This window comes from Cupriavidus sp. GA3-3, assembly GCF_000389805.1.
GTDB lineage: Bacteria > Pseudomonadota > Gammaproteobacteria > Burkholderiales > Burkholderiaceae > Cupriavidus > Cupriavidus necator_D.
In genome coordinates this window covers 78,739-104,845 of the sequence record NZ_KB944482.1, presented here as the reverse complement: position 1 = coordinate 104,845, position 26,107 = coordinate 78,739, and the positions used below count along the sequence as shown (strand labels likewise).

Here is a 26,107-nt window from a genome sequence, read left to right as displayed (position 1 = left end):
GCACCACCACCACACCATCATGACCCACGTATTCCATCGCAATCCGCGCCAGAAGCTGCCCGTTGCCGTTGCCGGGCAGGGCATCGAACTGATCGACAGCGAAGGCCGGCGCTATCTCGACGCCTCCGGCGGTGCCGCCGTGTCGTGCCTGGGGCACGGCCATCCGCGCGTGATCGAGGCGATCAAGTCGCAGCTCGACACCATCGCCTACGCGCATACGTCGTTCTTTACCACCGAGGTATCGGAAATGCTGGCCGAGACGCTGGCGCAGGCCGCGCCGGGCGATCTCGACCATGTCTACTTTGTCTCCGGCGGCTCCGAAGCGGTGGAGTCGGCGCTGAAGCTGGCGCGCCAGTATTTCGTCGAAGCCGGGCAGCCCAGCCGCCGCCACTTCATCGCGCGCCGCCAGAGCTACCATGGCAACACCCTGGGCGCGCTGGCCATCGGCGGCAACGCCTGGCGGCGCGAGCCCTTCCTGCCGCTGCTGGTGCCGGCGCACCACGTGTCGCCGTGCTATGCCTACCGCGACCAGCAGGCCGGCGAGACCGACGCGCAATACGCACGGCGCCTGGCCGACGAGCTGGAAGCCAAGATCCTGGAACTTGGCCCCGACACGGTGGCCGCCTTCGTTGCCGAAACCGTGGTGGGCGCCACCGCCGGCGCGGTGCCGCCGGTGGGCGACTACCTGAAGCGCATCCGCGCCGTGTGCGACAAGTACGGCGTGCTGCTGATCCTGGATGAAGTGATGTCAGGCATGGGCCGTACCGGCTTCCTGTTCGCGTGCGAAGAGGATGGCGTGGTGCCCGATATCGTCACCATTGCCAAGGGCCTGGGTGCGGGCTACCAGCCGATCGGCGCGATGCTGTCGACGCGCAGGATCTACGACGCCATCGTCGGCGGCAGCGGCTTCTTCCAGCATGGCCATACCTATATCGGCCATGCCACGGCCTGCGCCGCGGCGCTGGCGGTGCAGCGGACCATTGCCGAAGACAACTTGCTGGCCAACGTGCTGGCGCGCGGCGAGCAACTGCGCGCACGGTTACGCGAGGTGCTGGGTGACCATCCCAACCTGGGCGATATCCGTGGACGCGGCTTGTTCGTCGGTGTGGAGTTCGTGGCCGACCGCGACAGCAAGGCCACGCTCGATCCGGCGCTGAAGACGCATGCGCGCCTGAAAGCCGCCGCCGTGCAGAACGGCCTGCTGGTCTATCCGATGGGTGGCACGGTCGATGGCGTGCATGGCGACCACGTGTTGTTCGCACCGCCGTTTATTTGCACGCCGCAGGATATCGACAGGATTGTCGAGCGCTTTGCGGCGGCGGTGCAGGCGGTGCTGCCGGCTTGCGTGACGGCTTGAATTGCTGAAGGGTCCTGCCTCCCGCTGGTTTGCTCCCCTCTCCCGCTTGCGGGAGAGGGGGCGCGCATCAGTCAGCAATCCGCGCTGCCCACATCAGCCGAACGCCGCAACCTGCCTGAATGCGCCATGCCCCGGCGCCTGTGCTGACGCCGGCTTCGCATCCAGCTTGAACTCGCCCACCACGCGCTGCAGCTCAGTGGCCTGGCCCGCCAGTTCGTGCGAGGCACTGGCCGCCTGCTCCACCAGCGCCGCATTCTGCTGCGTCACGGTGTCCATCTGCGCCACCGCCTCGTTGACCTGCGCAATCCCGGCACTTTGCTGTTCAGAGGCCGCAGTGATCTCGCCCAGCAGCCCGGTCACGCTGGCCACTGCCTGAACGATCTCCTGCATGGTCTCGCCGGCCTGGCCCACCAGTGCCGAGCCGCTGTCCACCTGCTGCACCGAATCGTCGATCAGTTGCTTGATCTCCCGCGCCGCCGACGCACTGCGTTGCGCCAGCGTTCGCACCTCGCCGGCCACCACGGCAAAGCCGCGCCCCTGCTCACCCGCGCGCGCGGCTTCCACCGCCGCGTTCAGCGCCAGGATATTGGTCTGGAAGGCAATGCCTTCGATCACTTCGATGATGTCCGTGACCTTGCGCGAGCTGGCGCTGATCGCCGACATGGTCTGCACCACGTTGCCCACCACTTCGCCACCGCGCGCGGCGATTCCCGATGCGGTTGCCGCCAGCCCGTTGGCGGCGCGCGCGCGTTCGGTGTTCTGCTGCACCATCGAGGTCAGCTCGCCCATGCTTGACGCGGTCTCTTCCAGCGCCGCCGCCTGCTCTTCCGTGCGCTGCGACAGGTCGGTATTGCCCGCGGCAATCTGGTGCGAAGCGGCGGTGATCGAATCGGTGGAAGCGCGGATGCGTGTCACCAGGTCGGTGAGCATGTCTTCCATCTCTCCCAGGCCGCCCAGCAGCCGCCCAAACTCGCCGCCGCGCTCGGTGTCGAACTCCTGGCTGAGGTCGCCAGCCGCCACGGTCTCGGCTATGTAGACGGCTTCTGACAACGGCGCCTCGATGCTGCGCGCCAGCGCCCAGACCGCGCCCACCGCCAGGCATAGCCCACCCACGCCCAACGCGATCAGCAGGCGCCGCGCATCGGCCGCCTCCTGCATCCGCGGCAAGGCCACCGCGATCCCGATCGCCATCAGCGACCACATGGCGCCAAATGCCGCGCCCAGGCGTATGCGAATCCCCAGGTTTTGCATGTCTCTCCCCCGTTTCCACCCCAGAAGTGCAGGCGCCGGCGTGCCGGCTGCCTGTCTTGCCAATGTCTTCGCTGGCCAACTCTTGCTTAACGGCGGGAACGGTGCAGTCTTTAGCGGCTTGCAGGACAGGCTTGTCGCGGCATCGACTTACAATTGCAATTGAGTTGCGTTAATATGGCGCCGGTCGACACAGCCAGCGCCTCCATCAATGCGTAAGCATGCGAACTTCGTTCGTCTCATCTGGGCCGTGCTCCTGCTCTTGCTAGTGCAGGCGTGGGCCGCGGTGACGCACGTGCATGCGGTACCGGGAACGCGGTTGGAGGCTGTCGTGGCGAACACAAGCGCAGGCGCAATCCCCGATACGGCCGCCACGCCGGACACGTCCGACACGGACCGCGTGCCTGCCGATGGCACGACGGATTGCGATTGCCTGTGGTGCTCGCCCCGGTTGCATCTCTTCATCAGCGCCGCCATCGCGGTGCAATTGCTCTGCGTCATCCTGCGCCTGTTGTCACGGGTACGGCAGGTCGATGTCGCCGCGCCGACATGGCGTACCCGCTTCCTCTCTCCGCCCGCCTTGCGCGCGCCACCGGCGCTGGCCCGCGCCGCCGGCTAACCCCCGGCCGCATCCCTTTCCCGTATATCTGATTGCGCGTCCGCTGCGTCATGCCAGGCGGGCGGCATGCTCACGTCTGAATTTTGTACGGCAAGCCCGGTGCCCGTAGCGGATACCGCCGGGCTGCCGCGAGGCCTCATGAACAAGAACGAAAACATGGGTGCCGCGCGCCCCCTGGCCTGGACACTGCTCTCGCTCTCGTCGGGCGTCTTCAGTCAGGCCGCATTTGCCGAAGGCCAGCATACGGTGCTGCCGGAAGTCAGCGTGGTGGCGACGCAGGACACCAGCCTGCAAGGCAAACGCAAGCTCGTGACCACGGACAGCACCGGCCTGCCGGCCGCGGTCTCGGTCGTCACCGCCGACGAGTTGGGCACCATCAATATCGGCCGGGACATCTCCAACATGTTCCGTCGTGTACCTGGGGTGGTGGCCAACAACATCGACCAGGGCGACACGGGCAACGGCTTCCGCATGCGCGGCTTCGCCACCCAGGGCACGCACGGCGCCGACACCGCAGTCTATGTGGACGGGGTGCCGCAGAACATGCCGTCCAGCCAGGCCGGCGCCGGGCATGGGCCTGCATTCCTGGAATGGCTGACCCCGGACATGATCGGCCAGATCGACGTCATCAAGGGGCCGGTGTCCGCGTTGTATGGCGACCAGAACCGGGCGGGTGCCGTGCCGATCAGCACGCAGCCGGGCGACGTGCCCTCCAGCATCGGCATCGGCTTCGACCGGTACCACGGCAAGCGCGCAACACTGGTCCTGTCAGGCAGCCATGCGTTCCGGCCCGGGTCTGAGCCGATCAAGTCGCTGTTCGTGGCCGATATCTACCGCACCCATAGCTACCGGTACGACGGCAGCACCGACCGCGACAACTTTTTCTGGAAGCTGTCGACCAGGATCGGCGACGGCGTCTACAGCCTGCGGCTCAACCACTATCGCTCCGAATCGACAGCCGCCGGCTACCTGCTGCTGAGCGACCTGCAATCCGGCAAGGTGGACCCGCGCTCCACGCAATACGGGCTGCCGGGCTTCGGCAGCGGCAAGCGTTCGATGTTCGCGCTGAATCGCGCCCCGGCGCATGGCGAGGACGGCTGGTATGCGACGTTGTACGGGGAAGCCTTCGAGCGCGAGCGTGGCATTGCCACCAGCAGCGTGCAGCACACCGTGGGTTCGGATGACCGGAACATCTTCGGCGGCCGGCTGGCCAACAACTTCACCTTCGGAGACCGGGCCGCGCTCATGGTCGGCGCGGAAGTGCGCCGCGACCGCGGCGACGCGCAGCGCCAGATCTGGGTGCGTGGCGTGCCCACTGCGAACTATATCAACGCGCAGCAGCTCGACCTGCTCACCTACGGGCTGTTCGTGCAGGGGCAGTTCAGGCCCGTCGAAGCGGTCAAGCTGACCGCCGGCCTGCGGCGCGACTGGTTCGACTACGACATCGTCAACCGCAAGCTGCCGGCAGCGAGCACCGACTACTTCTCGGGCGTCACCACGCCGAAGCTCGGCGCGGTCTGGTCGGTGCTGCCCCGGCTCGACCTGTTCGCCAACGTCGCGCAGGGCTTCCGTTCGCCGGCTGCGGAGCAGATCAGCAGCAGCGGGGCCACGGGCCCGCTGGGCGCTCCCGGCGGCACAGTCTATGACGTATCGCCGTCGAAGGTGAAATCCTACGACGTGGGCTTTACCGCGACGCCGGCCAACAACCTGACCGTGACCGCAGCAGCCTACTACACGCTGAATGAGGACGAGATCGTGGGGCAGCCGGACGGATCGTTCAAGTCGGTCGGCGACACGACGCGCAAGGGATATGAGCTCGAGGCCCGCTGGCGGCCCATCCGCCCGGTGTCGGTCTACGCCAGCTATGGCCAGATCATCCAGGCCGAAGCGAACAACCCGCTGCCCAACACGGGGGCCAGGCTGTCGGTTCCCCGGCACCTGCTCAAGCTGGGCGCCGAGTACCGCCAGCGGCTGCAGGGCGCGCAGCTGACCGTCAATGCCGATGCCTATCTGACTACCGGTATTCCCTACTACATGGGAACGCCGCAGACCCAGCTGCGTTTCATGCCGGCCTACACGCGCTTTGACCTGCGCGCGGTGCTCGACTGGAAGCAATACCAGTTGTCGCTGTTCGCGGTGCTGCAGCCGCACCGGTTCTCGACCGAGGCCGCGTATGGGTCCGCAGCGGGGCTGCTGGTAGCGCCGCAGCCGAAATGGCAAGCCGGCATGGCGGCACGCTATTTCTTCTGACGTATTCGACGGAGACACGACATGCTTGAAATTCGTGACCTGGTTGTCCATCGCGACGGGCGTCGCGTGGTGGACGGTCTGAATATTACCGTGCCGAAGGGCTGCATCTACGCCTTGCTGGGCGGCAACGGCGCGGGCAAGACCACCACCATCGATGTGACGCTGGGGTTTGTCCCGCCGGCCGGTGGCACGGTGCTGGTCGACGGACTGTCGCCCGTTGCCGATCCGGCTGCGGTCAGGCGGCGCGTCGCCTACCTGCCCGAGAACGTCGCGCTGTATCCCTACTTGTCCGGCGCGGAAAACCTGGATTACTTCTGCGCGATTGCCGGCATCAGCCTGTCGCGTGCCGAGGCCACGGCGCTGCTGGACGGCGCGGGGCTGGCCCGCGACGCGCACGGCCGGCGCGTAGCGAAATACTCGAAGGGCATGCGCCAGAAGGTGGGCCTGGCCATCGCCCAGGCCAAATCCGCGTCATTGCTGCTGCTTGACGAGCCGACCTCAGGGCTGGACCCGGCCGCGGCCGATGACATGGCAAGCCGTGTCCGGCAAGCGGCGGACGCGGGCACGGCGGTGCTGATGGCCACGCATGACCTGTTCAACGCCAGGCAGCTCGCCGACCGCATCGGCATCCTGCGTGCCGGCGTGCTGGTGGCCGAGTTTGACGCGGCCACCGTCGGCCACGAGGCACTGGCCTCAACCTACCTGGCCCATGCGCGCGCGCAGGGTGTTGCGCCATGATCAGGACCGTGGTTGTGAAGGAACTCAGGGCGATGGCCAGGGAGGGGCGCTTCGCAGCCCTGCTTGCGATCGGCGCCGCGGTATTGGCCGTCGCCATCCTGGCCTCGCTGCAGCGGCATGCCGCCGTCGCCAGCGAGGTGGCGCAGGTTACCGCCGCCACGCGGCAGCAGTGGGACGACCAGGGTGACAAGCATCCGCATCGCGGCGCGCACTTCGGCTTGTACGTGTTCCGGCCCGCCTCCGCGCTGACGGTGATCGAGCCGGGGCTGGGCAACTACTTTGGCCAGGCGCTGTGGCTGGAGCCGCACCGGCGCAATGTGGCGCGCTTCGAGCCCGCGCAGGATGCGCTGCCATCCACCCGCTTCGGCGACCTGAGCGCCGGCTTCGTGTTCGCGGTGCTGTTGCCGCTGCTGGTGATCGCAGTCACTTTCGATGCCGTCAGCGGCGAGCGGCAGCGCGGCACACTGCGCATGATGCACGGCGCAGGCGTGGCGCCGGCCAGGCTCGTGGCCGGCAAATTCCTGGCGCTGGGCGCGGGCTTTGCCGTGTTTGCGCTGGCCGTCGCGCTGGCCCCGGTCATCGCGGCCAGCGCCGGCGGCACGCTGGATGGTGCGGTCTGGTGGCGGGCAGCGGGCCTGGGTGCCGCCTATCTGCTATACACCGCGATTCTGGTGGGACTGGGCCTGGCGGTGTCGGCCTGGCTGGCCGACGGCAGGAGCGCGTTGTTCGTGCTGGTGGGCCTGTGGCTGGCCTTTGTCTTCGTGATCCCGGGCATTGGCGCGGCGGTTGCGCGGCATGCCGTGCCGCTGCCGTCGGCGCAAGCGTTCTGGGCGGCGATCCAGCGCGACTTCACGGAGGGATTGCCGGGCGACGGCAACCTGGCGGCCCGCACCGAACGCCATGACGCGGCGCTGCTGTCGCGCTATGGCGTCACGCGCCTCGAGGACCTGCCCGTGGGCGCGGCGCCGCTGCGGCGGCTGGAGCGCGACGCCTACGCCGACCGGGTCCATGCGCTGCATTTCGATGCGCTGTGGCAGCGCTATGCGGCGCAGGAGAACGTGATGCGCGCCGCCGCGCTGCTGAGCCCCACGCTGGCGATCCGCAACTTCGCCATGAAGATGGCGGGAACGGATCTCTCGCACCAGCGCGACTACGAGGCCGCCGCGGAGCGCTATCGGCGCAGCGTCAACACGGCCATCGATGAATGGGATGCCAGCCACACGCGCGGCATGACTTCGTTCGATGCCAGGTACGCAGGCGCTGCGCTTTGGCGCGCAATCCGGCCCTTTGCCTACACCATGCCGTCGGCGCTGTTCGCGCTGCGGGCAGCGTTGCCGGAGATCGCGATCATGTTCTGGTGGTGCGGGCTGGCCGTGGCCGGCCTGTTCTTCTCTCTTCGCAGGATACAGCCATGAACCCCATAAGACAGACCAGGCAGGCGCTTGCCGCGCAATGCCGCCGCTTCTGCGCGGCGGGCAGTGCCCGTTGGGCGCTGCTGCTGTTTGCTGCCGCCCTGTGCGCGTGCGCGCTGGCATCGGGTCTCAGTGCGCGCGCATGGCATGAGAAGCTGCAGCAGCTGGAAGCAAACGGGCAGGCGGCGTTGCGCCTTGCCCAGGCCAAGGCATTGCCGGCATCGCGGGAGCAGGCCGCCATGGCGGCATTCCGGTTCGCCAGGTCGGAAGCCCCGGTGGCGCAGCTGCCGCCAGGTGGCGGGTTGGCGCTGGCGAGCAGCGTGCTGGACCTGCTGCCGCCGTCGGTTCGCGTCACTGTCGAGAGCCGCCACACCGACGCGCGCAACGAGGAGCGGCTGGCCAACCCGCTGTTGCAGCGCTATGGCACCTTCGACCTGGCGACGGCGATCGCGCTGCTGGCGCCGCTCATGCTGGTGTGCCTGTGCGCAGGCATGGTCCAGGGCGAGCGCGAACATGGCACGTGGCGGATGTTGATGGCTCAGGGTGCGGCCGGCGGGCGTGTGCTGTTCGCCGCCATCGCGGTTCGGGCGGGCGCCGTCTGGCTGATTGCAGTGCTCGCTTCCACGCTGGCATTCGTGCTGGACCCCGCAGCAACGCTGTCGGCGTATCTCGCATGGCTGTTCTGCGTGACGGCGTTCATCGCGTTCTGGAGTGCGGCCAGCGGTGCGCTCAACCTGCTGCCCGGTTCCGGCGCCACGGCGGTGCTGGCCGGGCTTGGCCTGTGGGCCATCGCCACCTTCGGCACGCCTGCGATGGTCGCGGCGCTGGCGGATCGCGCGGCGCCGATGCCGTCACGGCTGGCGGCAATCGTCCAGATCCGCGCAGCGCAGCAGAGCGCGGAAGCCAGGATGTCGGCCCTGGTGGACGAGTGGTATCAGGCTAATCCGCAGTGGGCCCCGGCCACGGCACGACAGCACGCATGGCCGGTCAGCTTCATGCCGCGCTACCTCGAGCAGGCAGCGCATATCCGGCCGGTCGTGTCCGCGTTCGACCAGGCGCGCGCGCTGCGTTTCGAGCAGGCGGAACGATGGGGCTGGTTGTCGCCGCCACTGTCGCTGCTGCTTGCTGCCGACCGGCTGGCAGGCAGTGACGCGCCGCGGTACGCCAGCTTCATGGCACGGGTAGACCGCTTCGAAGCGCAGTGGCGCGCGTACTTCGTCCCGCGCATCATGGGCTATCGTGGCGTGTCGACGGACGAGTACCGGAATGCGCCGCGGTTCGAGTGGATTGAAGGGGAGCGCGGGGAGGTGGGGATTGGCGGGCTGCAGCAATTTGGGCTGGCAGCGGCAATGCTAGGCTTGCTCGTGGTGTTCCGGGCGCGGTTGGCGCGCCCTTGAACGCCGCGCTCAGTCCACCTGCGCGCCCGATGTCTTGACGATGCGGGCCCACTTGTCCATGTCGGACGCCAGCATCTTGCTGAACTGCTGCGGCGTGCCCGTCATCACTTCGGCGCCCTGTGCCGCCAGCTTGTCGCGCAGGGTCTTGTCCGCCAGGATCTCCTGCATGGCCTGGCCGAGCTTTTGGGTCACGTCCTTCGGCGTATTCTTGACCGCGAACAGGCCGACCCAGAGGTCGCCGCTATACCCGGGCACGGTTTCGTTGATCGCGGGAATGTCCGGCGCGAACGGCGAGCGCTTGGCGGAGCTGACGCCGAGCGCGCGCACCTTGCCCGCCTTGATATGGGCCAGCACCGACGGCAGGCTGGCGAAGGCCAGCGGCACCTGGTTGCCCAGCACATCGTTCAGCGCCGGCGCGACGCCCTTGTAGGGCACATGTTCGAGCTTGATGCCGGCCATGCTGTTGAGCATCTCGCCCAGCAGGTGGTTCAGCGTGCCATTGCCGGCGGAGGCGTAGCGGTAGTAGTCCGGCCTGGCCTTGGCCATCGCGATCAATTCGGGCAGCGACTTGGCGGGGAAGGCGGGATTGGCCACCAGCACGTTCGGCACGCTTGCCACCGGGGCGATCGGCTCGAAATCCTTGACCGGGTCGAACGGGATGCTGCGGTACAGCGACGGGTTGATGGCCTGCGTGCTGCTGATGGTCATCAGCAGCGTGTAGCCGTCCGGCGTGGCGCGGGCCGCTGCCTGGGTGCCGATATTGCCGCCGGCGCCCGGGCGGTTTTCCACCACCACCTGCTGGCCGAGCCGTTGCGACAGGATCGCGGCGACCAGTCGCGCGACGATGTCGTTGGTGCCGCCCGGTGCCTGCGGCACGATCATCTGGATGGGCTTGGACGGATAGGGGGCGGCGGCGAGGGCCCTGGCGCTGAACAGCGGCAGGCATGCGGCCAGGGCAGCGGCGGCTGCCAGGGCGCGGCGGGTGCGTTGCATGGTGTCTCCTGGAATTGCGGGGCCGTGAATGCCGGCCCAGGCTGGTGGCAACTCTAGCCGACTGCCGCGCCGGCGTGAAATTCAATCGCCGACTACGGGCATAAGTTTTATTGATCGGCCGCAGGCGGCGAAATGAGCGGCTTGAGCGACCCGCCCGCCGCAATGCGCTCGGCCACCAGCTCACGCAGCACCTCCGCCACGGCCTCGGCTGCGCTGGTGCGCGGCAGCGCGCGTGGCCAGCACAGCGACAGCGTGCGGCGCAGTTCCGGCACGATCAGGTGCCGCGGCACTTCGCTGTCCGCGTCGGACAGCGACGACGCGGGCAGGATGGTGCAGGCCAGGCCCTCGCGCGCGGTCGCCAGCAGGAAGGGCAGCGAATCCAGGTCGGCCACCACGTTCAGCGACACGCCGGCCTGCGCGAAGGCAAGCTCGACCACTTCACGCAGGCCCTGCGAGCCGCTTGGCAGCACGAGTGGCAACTCGCCCAGTGCCTTGATCGCGACCGTAGCGCCTTCCGCACCGGCCAGCGCCCGAGGCTTCGCTTGCGCCTTTGCGCGCCCGCGCGTCACGGGAAGCGTCCCGACCAGGTATAGCGATTCGCTTGCCAGCCGCTCCAGTTCCACCGCGCGCGACGGCACATCGCGGAACAGGATGGCGAAGTCCAGCCGGTTGTGGTCCAGCAGCTCCGAGATATAACCGCTCATGCTCTCGAACAGCTGCAGCCGGATCTGCGGATAGCGGGCGCGCACTGCGCGGATCAGCGGCATGCCGAATGCCGCTGCCGCCGTGGTGGGCAGGCCGATGGCAACCATGCCGGTGACATCCGTGCCCGCCACCCGGGCCTCGGCGCCGGCGATCTCCACCTGCCGCAGGATATTGCGGGCGTGGCGATAGAGTGTGCGGCCGGCTTCGGTGGGTTTGACGCCCTTGGCGCCGCGATGGACCAGCGGCACGCCCAGCTCTTTTTCCAGCGCCGCCAGCTGCTGGCTGAGTGCGGGCTGCGCCACGCAGACCACTTCGGCTGCCCGCGTCAGGCTGCCCTGGTCGACGATGGCGATGAAATAGCGCATGGCGCGCAGGTCCATGGCAGGCTCCGGGAGAATTCCAAAGTATTCATTTTACTTATGATCCCCTCGGCAATCGGTATTTCCCAGGTGCGGCCCGCTCCGGTAGATTGCTGTCAGGACATTGCGCAAAACCGGATACCACCATGCCCCATCCCCTCGAAGGCATCACCGTCGTTTCCCTGGAGCAGGCGATCGCGGCCCCGTTCTGCACCCGCCAGCTGGCGGACCTGGGCGCGCGCATCATCAAGATCGAGCGGCCTGGCAGCGGCGACTTTGCCCGCGCCTACGACACGCGCGTGCGCGGCTTGTCTTCGCACTTCGTCTGGACCAACCGCTCCAAGGAGAGCCTGACGCTCGACATCAAGCACGCCGCGGCCGCCCCCGTGCTGGCCGGACTGCTCGAACGCGCGGACGTGCTGGTGCAGAACCTCGCGCCCGGCGCGGCCGCGCGCCTGGGCCTGGACTTCGACAGCCTGAGCGAAAAGTACCCGCGCCTGATCGTGTGCGATATCTCGGGCTATGGCAGCGACGGACCGTACCGCGACAAGAAGGCCTACGACCTGCTGGTCCAGAGCGAGTCCGGCTTTGTCTCCGTGACCGGCACGCCGGACGACGGCGTCAAGGCAGGTGCCTCGGTGGCCGATATTGCGGCCGGCATGTACGCCTATACCAATATCCTGGCCGCGCTGCTGGAACGCGGCAAGACCGGGCGCGGCAAGCGCATCGATATCTCGATGCTGGAATCGATGGTGGAGTGGATGGGCTTCCCGCTCTACTACGCCTTCGATGGCGCCGAGCCGCCGCCGCGCGCGGGCGCGGCACATGCCACCATCTATCCCTATGGCCCGTTTCCGACCGGCGATGGCAAGACCGTGATGCTTGGACTGCAGAACGAGCGCGAGTGGGTCGTGTTCTGCGAGGCGGTGCTGGGCGAACCCGATCTCGCCACGCATCCCGACTTTGCCAGCAACAGCCTGCGCAACCAGAACCGCGCCGCGCTGCGCGCGCGCATCGTCAACAGCTTCTCGGGCCTGACCGCCACCGAAGTGGTCGACCGGCTGGAGGCCGCCAGGATCGCCAATGCGCACGTCAACACCATCGCTGACGTATGGGATCACCCCCAGCTGGCGGCGCGCCAGCGCTGGCGCCAGGTCGACACGCCGGTGGGTCCGGTGCCGGCGTTGCTGCCGCCGGGCATGACCGAGGCACGCATGGACCCGATTCCGTCGCTCGGCGCGAGCACCGATGCCATCCTGGCCGAACTGGGCCAGACCGCGGCGCAGATTGCCGCGTTGCGCTCGGCCGGCGCAGTCTGAAAGGAGCAGCCATGCCGATCGCCAATCCTCGCAGCTACCTGTTTGTCCCGGCCTCGCGCCCGGAGCGCATCGCCAAGGCGATCGGCTCCGGCGCCGATGCCGTCATTGTCGATTTCGAGGATGCGGTCGCGCCCGCCGACAAGGGGCAGGCCCGCGACGGGCTTGGCGCCCCGTGGGCGGCGCTGGGCCAGCAGGCAGCGGCAGCCGGCGTCGCCATGCTGGTGCGCATCAACGGCGCCGATACCGCGTACTACGAAGACGACCTCGCCTGGTGCCGCGCACAGGGTGTCTCGGAAATCGTGCTGCCGAAGGCCGACCCGGCCGGCGCTCAAGCACTGGCTGCGGCATTGCCCGGTGTGCGCTGTTTCCCGCTGGTCGAGAACGCCGCCGGCTTCGCCGGCTTACGCGAGCTGGCCCGTGCTGGCGGCGTGGTCCGGCTGCTGTTCGGCAGCATCGACCTGATGTTCGATCTCGACGTGCAGGACGACGGTGAGGCGTTGCACTACTTTCGCAGCCGGCTGGTGCTTCATTCCCGCGCGGCGGGTTTGCCCGCGCCCGTGGATGGCGTTTGCACCGCAATCGGCGATGACGCTGCACTTGCCGCGGAAACGCGCCGCGCCCGGGCCTTCGGCTTTGGCGCCAAGCTGCTGATCCACCCGGGCCAGGTCCGCGGCGTGCACGACGGCCTGGCGCCGTCGGCCGATGAACGGCACTGGGCCGGGCGCGTCATGGCCGCGGCCGCCGCTGCCGATGGCGCCGCGGTGGCGGTGGACGGCAAGATGGTGGACCGCCCGGTGCTGGAGCGCGCGCGCCGGATCTTGTCCGGTGGGTAGTCTGCCACAGTCAGTCCAGCCGCTTGCCCGCCGTCTCCGGCACCATCGCCAGCCCGACCAGCGAAATCAGGCCGCAGCCGATCACATATAGCGCAGGGGCGCTGGCATTGCCGGTCAGTTCGATCAGCCAGGTGGCGATCAGCTGCGCGAAGCCGCCGAACACCAGCACGCCGATGCAATAGACCACCGACAGCCCGCTCGCGCGAATGCGGCGCGGGAACAGCTCGGTGATCAGCACCACGGACGGCACGACGTTCAGCACCAGCGGCAGGGCCAGCATCGCGACCACGGCCAGCAGCGTGCCGAGCGACGGCCGCGCGTTGAGCAGCAGGAAGGCGGGGTAGACCAGCACCAGCATCGCCACGCGCGACCACAGGATGGCGGGCTTGCGGCCGATGCGGTCGGACAGCCTGCCGGCATACGCAGACAGGGCCACCTGCACCAGTGCGGCGACGCAGCCGGCGGCCATGCTGAGCCCGAGCGGGATCTTCAGTACCGTCACCGCGTAGCTGGTCATGTAGTGCAGCACGATATAGGTGGCGGAGGTGCCGCCGATCGTCACCAGCACGCCGGCCACCACCACGCGGCCGTGCCCACGGAAGATTTCAGTCAGGCCTGCGCGTTCATGGCCCGGCGCGCCGGCGGCCGGCGCTTCGGCGGTTTCTTCCAGGTGGCGGCGGATATAGAGACCGAGCGGGATCACCAGGACGAGACCAGCCGGCTCGGCATCATCACGCGCCATAACGCGGTGCGCAGCCCCGCGGCGCAGTGCTTCACCGACTGCCTGCTGCAGGAAATCCGGCGCCGCGCGCGCTCGGCGGCGCAGAAGGACAGCGAGTTGTTCGACGAGCTGGAAGTCTTGTACTGAGCGCCCAGGCTCGCGACTGCCCGGAAAAGAAAATCGGCCCCATGTGGGGCCGATGTGTCTGGGTGCGACCGGATCAGGCAGCTTCTTTCAGTTCCGCCAGCGCGCGCCGGCCCGCGACCAGTTGCTGCGCCACTTCGGCCACGCGGGCACCCAGGTGCTCGGCGGTGCGCAGGTCGGCCAGCGGCGGCACCACGTCGGCGCTTTCATCGGCGTTGGACTGTGCGGCGGCGCCCAGGAAGAAGCCGTGGCGGTTCAGCGAGTCCTCGGTCGACTTGGAGTTGTTGTGGCCCGGGGGCAGGCCCAGGTTGACCCAGTGCATGCCGTGCTGCGCCGCAAAGATCGCGATCTGCTGCAGCGTGGCCAGCTTGTCGCCGGAGCGCGAAGCCGCGTTGGTGAAGCCGGCTGCGACCTTGTTGGCCCACTTGCCGCCCTTGGCAAAGACATTGCGCGAGGTGGCGTCCATAAAGCCCTTGAACTGTGCCGAGGCGCTGCCCATGTAGGTCGGCGCGCCGAATATGATGGCGTCCACCTGTTCCAGCGTGTCCCAGTGCTGGTCGATGTCCTCGACCGGGATCAGCAGGCTTTCAGTGCCTGCGACATTGCCGGCGCCGCGCGCAACGGCCTGGGCCTGCTTGGCGGTGTGGCCGTAGCCGCTGTGGTAGACGATGGCGACGCGGGTTTGTGCGGTGGTCATGATGGCGGATCCCCTTGGTAGTAGCGAAAATCTGAATACCCTTATGCTGCATCGCGTGATGGACTGGTGCGGTTGCGGCGGGTGGTGAAAGCAGTGTAGGGAGCCGTGGGGCGGACTGCGTGAGCGTCCATGCAATCAGTTGTTGAATTTTTCTGAACAACCGGAATCCGGTGCCGGCTCCATCTCCTCCGCGGGTTTTCCCCGCGGCCAAGCGCGTGGCAATAGTGCTGTGGACACGATAAAGTTGCGACACATTCACCTGTGCCCGGCGCCTCCATCCTCCGCGCCAGAACCCGCAACCGCTTCCGATCCCCATGAAACCAGGCGGCAGGCAGATTTTGGCGGTCCGGCAGCAGCGCCGTTCCGGTATCCCCCGCATCCCGTTCGCGAACCGCTCCGCGCTGGCGTTCGCCGCGCTGGTCCTGGCCAGCGCCGGCGCGCGTGCCGCCGACCCGCCCGGCACGGCAGTGGCCGCCGCCACCGCCGAAACGCTGCCCGACGTGGTGGTCAGCGCCACCCGCAGCGAGCAGCGCCGCTTTGACGCGCCGGCGGCGGTGGACAGCGTGCCGGTCGATCCGCTGCGCAGCGCCACGCCGCTGGTGAACCTGTCCGAGGTGCTGGCCGGCGTGCCGGGCGTGGCGGTGCGCGACCGGCAGAACTACTCGCAGGACCTGCAACTGGCGGTGCGTGGCTTTGGCACGCGCTCCACCTTCGGCGTGCGCGGCGTGCGCCTGTATGTCGACGGCATCCCGGCCACCATGCCGGACGGGCAGGGCCAGGCTTCCACTGCCGACCTTGCCAACGCCAGCCGGGTCGAGGTGCTGCGCGGCCCGTTTGCGCAGATGTATGGCAATGCGTCGGGCGGCGTGGTGCAGGTGTTCACGCCCGATCCGCCCAAGGACGGCTTCAGCGGGCGCGCATCGACGGGCTTCGGCTCGGATGGCCAGTGGCAGGCGGGCATCGCGCTGGCCGGCGGCAACGACCGGCTCGGCGGCTCGCTCGACGCCTGGACCTACCAGACCGACGGCTACCGCGACCACAGCGCGGCGCGCCGCTACCAGCTAAATGCCAAGGTAGTGGCGCAGCCGGCGAGCGGCACGCGCGTGACCGGCCAGTTCAACTATTTCAACCAGCCGCTGGCGCAGGACCCGCTGGGGCTAACGCGCGCGCAGGCTGATGCCAATCCGCGCCAGGCGGTGTCCGCGGCGACCCAGTTCGATACCGGCAAGAACGTCGAGCAGACCCAGGCCGGCGTGGTGGTGGACCACCAGCTGACCGGGACCGACAGCGTGTCGGCACGCCTGTACGGCGGCACGCGCAACCTGTACCAGCGGCTGGGCTTCAGCGGAGCCGCGCCGAATTCGGCCGGCGGCATCGTCGACCTGGACCGCACCTACGGCGGCGCCGCGCTGTCATGGAGCCGGCGCACCGCCACCGCCGCCGGCCTGGCGCTGCTGTGGAGCGCCGGGCTCGAAGCCAACGGCATGCGCGATGGCCGCAACGGCTACATCAACCAGAACGGCACGCAGGGCGCGCTGCGCCGCGACGAGACCAATACCGCGACCGACCTCGGCGCGTTTGCGCAGTTCGACTGGACCTTCCACCCGGCCTGGCAACTGGTGGGCGGCGTGCGCGCCAGCCGGGTGCGGCTTGGCATTGACGACCACTTCATCAATGCGGCCAGCCCCGATGACAGTGGCAGCGCGACCTACAGCAACGTCAGCCCCGTGCTTGGCGTGGTGTGGCACGCGCTCGATTCCCTCAACGTCTACGCCAACCTCGGCCGCGGCTTCGAGACCCCGACGCTGACCGAAGTTGCCTACGGACCCGGCGGCGTAGGCAGCAACCTGGGGCTGCAGGCCTCCACCAGCCGCCAGGGCGAGATCGGCATCAAGTGGCTGGCGGCGGGGCAGCGGCTGGAGGCGGCGCTGTTCGATGCCGACAGCCACGACGAGGTGGTGCCCCAATCGAACAATGCCGGGCGCACCGTCTACCAGAATGTCAGCGGCGTGCACCGGCGCGGCTTCGAACTGGGCTGGCGCGGCGGCTTTCTCGGTGAGGTGGGCACGCCGGGCAAGGGCGGCGGCAGCCGTATCGAGGCAGGACTGGCCTATACCTGGCTCGATGCTTACTTCGGCGACAGCTTCGTCAACGCGCAGGGCCAGACTGTGGCGGCCGGCAAGCGCCTGCCCGGCACCGCGCGCCACAGCCTGGGCGCGGACTTGTCATGGCGGCCGGCTGCGCCGCTGACGCTGGGGGCAGAGATGCGCGTGGACAGCCGCGTCTACGCCAATGATCTCAACACGCAGGCCGCGCCAGGCTATGCGGTGTTCAACCTGCGCGCTGGCTATGAGTTCCGCATCGGCCCGACCCGGCTCTACGTCTTCGGCCGCATCGACAACCTCACCGACCGGCGCTATATCGGCTCGGTGATCGTCAACGAGGCCAACGGGCGGTATTTCGAACCCGCGCCGGGGCGGCGCTTCTTCCTGGGGCTGCGCGCTGCCCTTTGAGGCGCGCCGGATAGCGGTCAGCCTGCGGATCAGGACTCTATGCCGTCAGGCTGGCAAAGCTGTCCTGTATCCCTCAGAGCGGGCTAATGCCACTGGTTCCGGCACACCGTTGGTGTGCTCCCCCCTATGCTCTCACCACCATCGACAACTCGCTCGCCAGCGACGCCCAGTACGACGCAGGCGCGCTGGTGGCACACACTGACCGTGTAACCCCCATTGCAAGAAATCGTCATGGCATCGCGGGAGACTCGCGCGCGCCGGCCTGTCCGCTCATACCAGCCAACGAAAATCCCGCCTGAAAACTAAAATTTTTTTTAATTCTTATTTAAATGGATCGCATTCATTTATAGGAAACGTCCGATATCCGGCTGTACTCCACTTCCATATAAAAGGCGTATTGATGCGCATCAAGTGCGGGCGCAGCGATCGCCCCGCAAAATAGCTAGCCATTGGCTGCCTGTGGCAGTCACCAATCCATTCTCACGGAGCGTGTTTGCATGGGCAGCCGATCGCTTTCCTCTCGTACCGTCACTGTCAAGGGCAATGGCCTGCCCGAATTGATGGGGCAGCCCGCGTTGGTGCTTTCCAAGCTGTCTGGCACCGAGCGCCTGTGCGAACTGTTCGAATACGAGTTGGAGCTGAAGACGCCGGACGACCGCCACGCGCTGTTCGGCCCGGCGGCGGACCTCGATACGAAGGCGCTGCGCGGCCAGGAGCTGACCGTCACGATTCAGCTCGACGGCATGGGCACCGGAATGGCGGGCGGTGTCGGCGCGGGCACGCGAGAAATCACGGGCATGGTCACCGATGTGCGTGGCCCCATTGCAGTCGGTCACCAGATTGTCTACTGCCTCACCCTGCGCCCCTGGCTGTGGCTGGCGACACTGACCAAGGACTTCCGCATTTTCCAGCAGCAAAGCGCCGTCGAAATCCTCGACACGCTGCTCTCGGACTATACCTTCCCGGTCGAGCGGCGCCTGGACGTGGCGCGCTACCCCAAACGCGAATACCAGGTCCAGTATGGCGAGAGCGATTTCGACTTCTTCCAGCGCCTCACTCAAGAATGGGGGATTTCCTGGCACATCGAACACAGCGAGGGCAAGCACCGGCTGGTGCTGACCGACGGCAACGGCGCCTTTGCCCCGTTTGCCAGCTCCGCCTACCATTCGATCCGCTGGGCACGCTCGTCCGACCGCATCGACGAGGAACACCTCCATGAGTTCGAGCTGCACGACCGGCTGGTGTCGGGCCAGTGGACCAGTTCCGACTACGATTTCGTCAAGACGCGGGCCGACTTGACGGTACGCGCTGCTGATCCACTCGACACCGCGCACGCCGGCCAGGAAATCTACGAGTTCCCTGGCGACCACAGCCAGCCGGCCACCGGCAACGACCCGTGGAAGGAAGGCGACCAGGTGGCCCGGCAGCGCATGGAAGCGCTGCGCCAGCATGGCAGCCGCGCCAGCGGGCGCGGGAATGTGCGCGCCATGGTGCCCGGCTGCACCTTCACGCTGGCGAACTTCATCCAGCCCAAGGCCAACCGCGAATACATCATTCTCGGCACGCACCTGCTGATCGAGGACGTACCGGAAGCGTCGGGCGGCAGCCAGCCGTGGCGCTGCGAGGTGGCATTCACCGCCCAGCCGTCCAACGAACTGTTCCGCCCCGAGCGCACCCAGCCCAAGCCGCGCACCCACGGGCCGCAGACCGCCACCGTGGTCGGTCCAGAGGGCCAGGAAACGTGGACCGATGAGTACGGGCGCATCCGTATTCAGCTGCACTGGGACCGGCAAGGCAAGCGCGACGCCAATAGCTCATGCTGGGTGCGGGTGGCCTCGTCCTGGCAGGGCGAGCGTTTCGGCGCCGTGCACGTGCCGCGCATCGGTCAGGAGGTGATGGTCGAGCACCTGAACGGCGATCCGGATTGCCCTATCGTGACCGGCAGCGTGCCCAACAAGCTGAACATGCCGCAGTGGCCGCTACCGGAGTTCCACGCGCTGTCGGGCTTCGTCAGCAAGGAGGTGCACGGGAATCGCACCAATACCTTCGTGCAGGACGCCAGCGAAGGACAGATCCAGACCCAGCTGCAGAGTGACCATCAGACCTCGTGGCTGGGGCTGGGCTTCCTCACTCGCATCATCCGCGGCAGTGGCCGCAAGGACAAGCGTGGCGAAGGCTTCGAGCTGCGCTCCGACGCGCAGGGCGTGGTGCGTGCCAATGGCCTGCTGCTTACCACCGAGCCCCGCGCCAACGCCAGTGCCCACCACAAGGACATGGGCGAGACGGTGCAGCGCCTCGCGGTGGCGCGTGACCAGCAGGAGACGCTGGCGGAACTGGCGCAGGAACACGACGCGCAAGAGTGCACCGACCAAGCCGAGGTCGCGAAGATCATCAAGGCGCAGAACGACGACATCCGGGGCAATGGTACCGCCAACGCCGAGACCGGCGACTTCCCAGAACTGGCCGCGCCCCACCTGGTACTGGCTAGCCCGGCCGGCATCGAGGCCAGTACCGCGCGCTCGACCCACTTCGCCGCTGGAGAGCACCTGGCCTTCACCAGCGCCGGGCACACGAGCCTCGCCATCGGGCAGCGCCTGCTGGCGAGCGTAAGCCGGGGCGTGCGCATCTTCATCCAGAGCATGGGCTGGCGGCTGGTCGCCGCTGGTGGCGACATCGACCTGCGCGCGCTGCAGGACAGCATCAACCTGCTGGCGAAGCTGAACGTCACGGCCACGGCCAACCGCATCACGCTTTCGGCCAAGGAGGAACTGGTGGTGGCGGGCGGTGGCAGCGCCACCATCTACAACGCGGGCGGCATCACCCACAAGACGAGCGGCGCGTACACCATCCGCGCGGCCAGCTATACCTTCACCAGTGCGCAGAAGTATGTCGCGCAGTTCCCCGAGCCGCCCAAGCCCGGCAAGGGCAATCTCGAACTGTTCAATCGCTACGCCAACCGCTTGGGTATCGATGGTGGCGACTTCACGGTCGAGGACGCCTTGGGCAAGGTCACCACTGGCAAGCTCGACACCAAGGGCTTCGCGGCGGTTAGCGGCATCGCACCGGGCCCGGCCAGGGTCAGCTTTGGTAAGGACCCGACCGATACCTGGGCCGAGGGCAGCTATGTCGCCAAGCCAACCTGGCCGCCGGCCGGCGCATCGGCCGACGGCGCAGGCGCGCTGACGCAGGCTTCAGGCATTGCTGTCGGCACCGCCGCCGGCGCCATGGCAAGCCAGGTGCTGGCAGCCGCTGGACAGGCCACCCAGGCACTGCAACTGGCGCAACAAGTGGCCGGCGCGGTCAAGGCCGGTCCTGCCGGCTTGGTTGGCCTGGGCCTGTCCGGTGCGCAGAGCCTGCTGGGCGAGGCCATGCCAACCGCAGGCACGCCGACGCTTGCCAAGGCCAGCCCGCATCCCACGCAGACCACGATGCGCGTGCCCGGCTTTGTCTGAGCACATCGAGCCAAGAATACGAACAATCCTTGACTTGACCTATGGCTGAACCTACACCCGCAGCAAAGCCGCGCGAGCCGCAAACCGCCGTCGTGCCCCTGAACACCATCGCGCTCGAGGACATCGGCAAGGGCGCCGCCAGGTTCGACGCCTGGCTGCAAAGCGCCAGCGGCGGCCTCGTGACGCTGGAGCGCATCAAGACCGTGGCGGGCAGCCTGCCGGTGGTGGGCAACATTATCGCGCTGGTCGACGCCTTGGGCGATGTCGTCACGCTGGTACGCACCAAGTCGCAGAACTTCCTGGACTGGGTGAGCCTGGGCATCAACCTGATCGGCGTGTTGCCCGCGCCGCCGACCATGGCCGCCGCGAGGATGAGCCTGCGCCCGACGCTGGCGCTGGTGCGCCAGGAGCTACGCCAGGCGGCCAAGGCCGCGCTGGGGGATGGGATCATCGAGGTGCTGGTCGGGCACCTGAACGCCACCATCATCGGTGAGATCGATGACTTCGTGGCCAAGGCGCAGGCCAAGCTCGCCACCATTCTCAATGATGCCGGGGTGCTGGGCGAGAAGATGGTGCTGGAGGTCGCCGGCGGCCTGGAGAAGGTGGCGCTGGGCAAGCTCAACGCTGCCGGCAATGCGCAAACAGCGGTCAGCCAGGCACGAGAAGGTGCCAGCCAACTCCTGCATGATCCCAAGAAGGCCATTGGCAACTTCTTGAACGCTACCTGGAACGCCTACAAGGCCGCTGGCAAGGCCGTTGTCAACACGGCGGTCAAGGTTGGCATGCCGGCCGAAATCCGGCAGACGGTGGTGGCCCATGTCGGCCAGTTGCGGACCATGGGGCCCGTGCTGCGCGCGCAGATGACCAGGCTCGCCGACCCGAGGCTACAGCACAGCATTGGCTGGCTGCTGTCGATGCTGGTCCAGGCGGTGGCTGCCTGGCGCAAGAGGAAAGGCAACCATCAGGCCGCCAACGTCCACCCGAAGCAAACCAGCCAGGCCCGCAAGACCGGCCACGAAGGCGAACTGGAGGTGAGCAGCCACCAGGCGCCGGCCAAGGCCAGCCCCGGCTGCAAGAACTGTCCCGCGCCGGCGGGCAGCACCAACAGCATCAGTTTTGCAATGGGCGACGAAACGCTGTCGCACACCGATTTTGTCTTGCCGGGGCTGTTCCCCATCGACTGGGCGCGCACCTACCGCTCCAGCCTGGGCGTCTATGACGGCGGTGAACAGGGCGCGCGCTGGATCACGCCGTACACCACGCGCTTTGATGTGATACGCAAGGAGGGCCAGGAAGCGCTGCGCTACCATGCCGCCGACGGGCGCAGCCACGACTACCCGCTGCCGGCGGTGGGCAAGTTCCACCACGACCCCATCGATAACGTGACGCTGGTGCGGGTGTCGGAGAACGGCCTGACGCTGGCGCGCGGCTTCGAGAGCCAGGAAACCTACCGGCGCCATGGTCAGCGCTTCCGCCTGACCGGCATTACGCTTAGAAGCGGTGCAGGTGTCGCGCTGCACTACGACCACCGCATTGACGGCGACACCGTGCTGTCGGACGTGATCGCTTATCAGGGCGAGACCGTCTTCGCCCACGTTGGTGTGCGCCCGGATGCCAAGGGCCGCATTGCCGAGTTGTGGCAGATCGCAGACAGCAAGCTGGTGCGCCAGCTTTCCCGCTACACCTACGACGATGCGGGCGACCTCACCATGGCGCAGGACGAGAACGCCGCGCATTGGGAGTACACCTATCAGCACCATCTCGTCACGCGCTATACCGACCGCACCGGGCGCGGCATGAACCTGCAGTGGCAAGGTGACGGCCCGGACGCCAGGGCCGTGCGCGAATGGGCCGACGATGGCAGTTTCGATACCCGCCTGGAGTGGGACGAGAACATCCGGCTGACCTACGTTACCGATGCCCATGGCAACGAGACCTGGCATTACTACGACATTCTCGGCTACACCTATCGCATCCAGCACCCGGATGGCTTGTCGGAGTGGTTCTTCCGCGACCACGCCAAGAACGTGGTCAAGCATGTGCACACCGATGGCGCGGTCGATCGCTATGCCTACGACGAGCGCGGCAATCTGGTCGAACACATCCGCCCCGACGACAGCGTGGTGCACTACGCCTGGGATGATAAGGACCAGCTCATCAAGATCCGCGACGCCGAGGGCGGGCTGTGGCTGCGCGATTACGATATCAAGGGCAACCTGACCGAGGAAATCGATCCGCTCGGGCACAAGACAGCATACGCCTACAACAAATCGGGCTTGCCGGTGGAGATCACCGATGCCAAGGGCGGCAAGAAGCAGCTCGCCTTCACCGCCACCGGACAGCTGGCCAGCTACACCGACTGCTCGGGCAAGACCAGCGCCTGGAAGTACGGCGAGCGCGGGGAACTGGTCAGGTTCACCGATGCGGCGGGCAATGCCACCCAGTACCACTACGAGGCCGGGCAGCTCGCCAGCGTTACCCATCCCGACCAGCGGGTGGAGCGCTTCGAGCGCGACGCCGAGGGGCGGCTGCTGGTGCACACCGATGCGCTGCACCGCCGCACCGCCTGGCGCTATAACGAGGTCGGTCTGATTGCCGAGCGCACCGACGCCGCCGGCCAGACGCTCGGCTACCGGTGGGACCGGCTGGGACGGCTGGCCACGCTCACCAACGAGAACAGCGCCAGCACCGAATTCCAGTACGACCCGGTGGGGCGCCTGCTGCGCGAGAGCGGTTTCGACGGCAAGACGACCGAGTACAACTACGACCCGGCAAGCGGCTTGCTGGATTGGACGGTGGACTCGGGCCAACTGATGACGGATTTCGTCTTTGACGCCATGGGTCGCCTCACGCGCCGCCGTGCGGGGCTGATCGACGCCGACAACCGGGTGCCGCATGTACTGACGGAAACCTTCGCCTATAACGGCAACGGGCGCCTGATCCTGGCCGAAAACGCCGACAGCCGCCTGCAATGGTTCCACGATGCAGCGGGCAATGTGGTACGCGAGCACCAGCACTACCGCTGCCTGAAGGAGCCGCTGGTGGCCGTGTGGCGGCACGAATACGACGCGCTGAACCAGCGCATCGCCACCGTTCGCCCGGACGGGCACCGCGTGGGCGTGCTTACCTACGGCTCGGGCCATGTGCACGGCGTGATGCTGGACGACCGGGAGTTGGTGCAGTTCGAGCGCGACAACCTGCACCGGGAGATTGCCCGCACGCAGGGCAACCGGCTGGCGCAGTCGCAGGTGTACGACCCCGCGGGACGCCTCCTGGAGCAGACGCTTTCACACGTCGAGGGCGCCCATGCGGGCCAGCGCATGCTGCGCCGCGAGTACCAATACGATGCGGCGGGGCAACTGTCCAGCATCCGCGACCTGCGGCGCGGCACGCTGCAATACCGCTACGATCCGGTGGGGCGCCTGCTGGAGGCCAACAGCGCGCTCGGGGTGGAAACCTTTGACTTCGACCCGGCGGGCAATCTGCTGCACGACCCCGACACGCGCGTATTCAAAGCCGACCCGGCCCGTGGCCGGCCCGAGTTCCACAGCCGCCTGCAAGGCCGCCCGAAGCTGGTGGACAACCTGCTCAAGCAGTACGCCGGTACCCACTACGAGTGGGACGAGCGCGGCAACCTGAGTTTGCGCGTGGTCAACGGTGTCCATGAGCGCTTCGCCTGGGATGCCTTCAACCGGCTGGTGGGCTGGCACAATCCGAAGGTGGAGGTGCGTTACCGGTACGACGCACTTGGGCGGCGGCTGTCCAAGTCGTCATCGGCCAACTACTTCGAGAATCAGAATGACGGCGAAATCTACCGGCGCAACGAGCGGGCACGGCTGAACCAGGAATACGGCTGCGCCTTCACGCTGTATGGCTGGGACGGTGACCAACTTGCGTGGGAGAGCCGCCAGGAACCCGAGGCCGGTGTCGGCGACCACTTCCGGATAATACCGGGTGCGGAGCGCACCACGCACTACCTGTACGAGCCGGGCAGTTTGGTGCCGCTGGCGCAGGCGGTGCGGCGCGAGGCCATCGACCTGCTGCCTGAACCCGCCTGGGAGGGCGACTACGACCTGGACGACGATCCGCTGTGGACCCGCGAGATTGCGCCGCAGCCGTTCGAGGCGCTGGCGTGGTATCAATGCGACCACCTGGGCACGCCGCAGGAACTGACCGACGAGGCGGGCGAGCTGGCGTGGAGCGCGCAGTACAAGGCATGGGGCGCCGCGCAGGAGGCAATCTCGAACGCCGCGAGGAAGGCCGGCATCCAGAATCCGCTGCGCTTCCAGGGGCAGTATTACGATCACGAGAATGGGCTGCACTACAACCGGCACCGGTATTATGATCCGGGAACCGGGCGCTTCGTCTCCAAAGACCCTATCGGGCTGGCTGGCGGGCTGAACCTGAATCAGTACGCGCCGAACCCGATAAGCTGGGTTGATCCGCTCGGGCTGGCATGCAGTCAGACGCGGCGCGCTAGTCTGAGAGAAGTTCGGCGACAGCTTGGCATTCCAATGTCTCAGCAACCAACAAGTCAGAAAATGGTTCCATTAACTGACTCAAGCGGTGCTTGGATCCTCGGCAACGACAAGCACCCGATCATGACCAGAGAGTTGACCTATCAGTTGAATGGGAAGAACGTGATTATTCAAGACCACTCGGCAGGGCACTACTACAATGAAGGAGGTGTTGGCGACCAGCCGTCGCACCATAATGTACGCCCCGAAGACAATACTCGGACGGGCAAAGTCGATGGTATGGACGATCATTACCATTTCAATTGCCGGAATAAGAAATGAAGACAACTGCGAGGTTAATGAATCCCAAAGCCATGATTTCCATATATGGTGAGTTTCCGTCACTTAGTGGATCTGAACTTTCTGACGTCCATGTCAAGCGCGATGAGCCGCGGCTATCGGTCAAGCTTATAACTGAAGAGAAGCCAAAATCTTGCCCTGACCGATGGCCCAAGAACTATGACGTGGTTCATATTAAGCTATCATTTGTCGGCTTGAGCTGCTTGTCCTTCAGCCACTGGGGGCATGAGAACATCATCGACAAGTTCGAATGGGAGGATATGGAAGAATCAGTATCTGTGCGGTTTGTATGCAAAAATCAAACTACGTTGGCATTCTCATGTGATTGGATTCGCATCGAGAGCATTACTTACGGGCATGTTGGCAGTCCGTGAAAGACATACGAAGGGGCCGCAAGCTGACGCCGCGCCCTCGAATCAGTAACGTGTCGAACCCGGTAGGCCCTGTGGAATTGAGTCACGGCAATCAGCCTGCCCCCGACCAACGGGCTATCAGAACCACAATGTTATCCATGATCGATGGACGGCATATCC

The 26,107-nt window shown here is 66.9% G+C and carries 18 protein-coding genes; 13 read left to right on the top strand and 5 right to left on the bottom strand.

The window, feature by feature from the left end; translation table 11 throughout:
* Positions 1-19: 19 nt before the first annotated feature.
* Entirely contained in the window at positions 20-1,357 is a 1,338-nt protein-coding gene (locus C265_RS18425; protein ID WP_010811014.1) for an aspartate aminotransferase family protein, read from the top strand.
* A gap of 93 nt (positions 1,358-1,450) precedes the next feature.
* Here the strand turns inward: C265_RS18425 and C265_RS18420 are convergent, their stop codons facing one another.
* A complete protein-coding gene (locus C265_RS18420) occupies positions 1,451-2,608 on the bottom strand; it encodes a methyl-accepting chemotaxis protein (protein ID WP_010811015.1) in 1,158 nt (385 codons plus the stop codon).
* A gap of 208 nt (positions 2,609-2,816) precedes the next feature.
* Here C265_RS18420 and C265_RS18415 point away from each other — a divergent pair, with 208 nt between their 5' ends.
* From C265_RS18415 to C265_RS18395, 5 genes are all read left to right on the top strand, one after another.
* On the top strand, positions 2,817-3,224 hold the full coding sequence (locus C265_RS18415) for a DUF2946 family protein (RefSeq protein ID WP_010811016.1): 408 nt from the start codon (positions 2,817-2,819) through the stop codon (positions 3,222-3,224).
* Between the two features lie 138 nt (positions 3,225-3,362).
* Positions 3,363-5,474, top strand: coding sequence for a TonB-dependent receptor (locus C265_RS18410; protein WP_010811017.1), 2,112 nt, complete (start codon positions 3,363-3,365; stop codon positions 5,472-5,474).
* A 21-nt stretch (positions 5,475-5,495) separates the two neighbouring features.
* Positions 5,496-6,212, top strand: a complete 717-nt coding sequence (locus C265_RS18405; protein ID WP_010811018.1) for an ABC transporter ATP-binding protein — start codon at positions 5,496-5,498, stop codon at positions 6,210-6,212.
* Positions 6,209-7,627 (top strand): DUF3526 domain-containing protein, encoded by a 1,419-nt coding sequence (locus C265_RS32960; protein ID WP_037024672.1) that lies wholly within the window; start codon positions 6,209-6,211, stop codon positions 7,625-7,627. Before C265_RS18405 ends, C265_RS32960 begins: the two co-directional genes overlap by 4 nt.
* The gene (locus C265_RS18395) at positions 7,624-9,021 is read left to right on the top strand and encodes a DUF3526 domain-containing protein (RefSeq protein WP_010811020.1); all 1,398 of its coding nucleotides are present in this window, start codon (positions 7,624-7,626) and stop codon (positions 9,019-9,021) included. The genes C265_RS32960 and C265_RS18395 overlap by 4 nt, the downstream gene beginning before the upstream one ends.
* 9 nt (positions 9,022-9,030) lie before the next feature.
* On the opposite strand, the gene C265_RS18390 is transcribed toward C265_RS18395, so the two are convergent.
* Together C265_RS18390 and C265_RS18385 are read right to left on the bottom strand one after the other, a co-directional pair.
* A complete protein-coding gene (locus tag C265_RS18390; protein WP_010811021.1) occupies positions 9,031-10,014 on the bottom strand; it encodes a tripartite tricarboxylate transporter substrate binding protein in 984 nt (327 codons plus the stop codon).
* 107 nt (positions 10,015-10,121) lie between these two features.
* Complete coding sequence (locus C265_RS18385) at positions 10,122-11,099, bottom strand: LysR substrate-binding domain-containing protein (RefSeq protein WP_010811022.1); 978 nt, start codon at positions 11,097-11,099, stop codon at positions 10,122-10,124.
* Between the two features lie 125 nt (positions 11,100-11,224).
* Here C265_RS18385 and C265_RS18380 point away from each other — a divergent pair, with 125 nt between their 5' ends.
* Both C265_RS18380 and C265_RS18375 read left to right on the top strand, forming a co-directional pair.
* On the top strand, positions 11,225-12,397 hold the full coding sequence (locus C265_RS18380; RefSeq protein WP_010811023.1) for a CaiB/BaiF CoA-transferase family protein: 1,173 nt from the start codon (positions 11,225-11,227) through the stop codon (positions 12,395-12,397).
* An 11-nt stretch (positions 12,398-12,408) separates the two neighbouring features.
* Positions 12,409-13,230 (top strand): CoA ester lyase, encoded by an 822-nt coding sequence (locus tag C265_RS18375; protein WP_010811024.1) that lies wholly within the window; start codon positions 12,409-12,411, stop codon positions 13,228-13,230.
* A 10-nt stretch (positions 13,231-13,240) separates the two neighbouring features.
* Here the strand turns inward: C265_RS18375 and C265_RS18370 are convergent, their stop codons facing one another.
* Entirely contained in the window at positions 13,241-13,933 is a 693-nt protein-coding gene (locus tag C265_RS18370; RefSeq protein ID WP_081050139.1) for an MFS transporter, read from the bottom strand.
* On the opposite strand from C265_RS18370, the gene C265_RS31650 reads away from it, so the two are divergent.
* Complete coding sequence (locus C265_RS31650; protein WP_081050138.1) at positions 13,901-14,098, top strand: hypothetical protein; 198 nt, start codon at positions 13,901-13,903, stop codon at positions 14,096-14,098. The two genes, C265_RS18370 and C265_RS31650, sit on opposite strands and share 33 nt — an antisense overlap.
* A gap of 73 nt (positions 14,099-14,171) precedes the next feature.
* On the opposite strand, the gene C265_RS18360 is transcribed toward C265_RS31650, so the two are convergent.
* Positions 14,172-14,792, bottom strand: a complete 621-nt coding sequence (locus tag C265_RS18360; protein ID WP_010811027.1) for a flavodoxin family protein — start codon at positions 14,790-14,792, stop codon at positions 14,172-14,174.
* A gap of 314 nt (positions 14,793-15,106) precedes the next feature.
* Between C265_RS18360 and C265_RS18355 the strand changes: the two genes are divergently transcribed.
* From C265_RS18355 to C265_RS31645, 4 genes are all read left to right on the top strand, one after another.
* Entirely contained in the window at positions 15,107-17,305 is a 2,199-nt protein-coding gene (locus C265_RS18355) for a TonB-dependent receptor (protein WP_037024670.1), read from the top strand.
* 497 nt (positions 17,306-17,802) lie between these two features.
* Positions 17,803-20,757 (top strand): type VI secretion system Vgr family protein, encoded by a 2,955-nt coding sequence (locus C265_RS18350; RefSeq protein ID WP_010811029.1) that lies wholly within the window; start codon positions 17,803-17,805, stop codon positions 20,755-20,757.
* Positions 20,758-20,936: 179 nt separating this feature from the next.
* On the top strand, positions 20,937-25,556 hold the full coding sequence (locus C265_RS18345; RefSeq protein ID WP_246840227.1) for an RHS repeat-associated core domain-containing protein: 4,620 nt from the start codon (positions 20,937-20,939) through the stop codon (positions 25,554-25,556).
* Positions 25,553-25,948, top strand: a complete 396-nt coding sequence (locus tag C265_RS31645) for an immunity 50 family protein (RefSeq protein WP_136227881.1) — start codon at positions 25,553-25,555, stop codon at positions 25,946-25,948. Before C265_RS18345 ends, C265_RS31645 begins: the two co-directional genes overlap by 4 nt.
* The last annotated feature ends 159 nt before the right edge of the window (positions 25,949-26,107 follow it).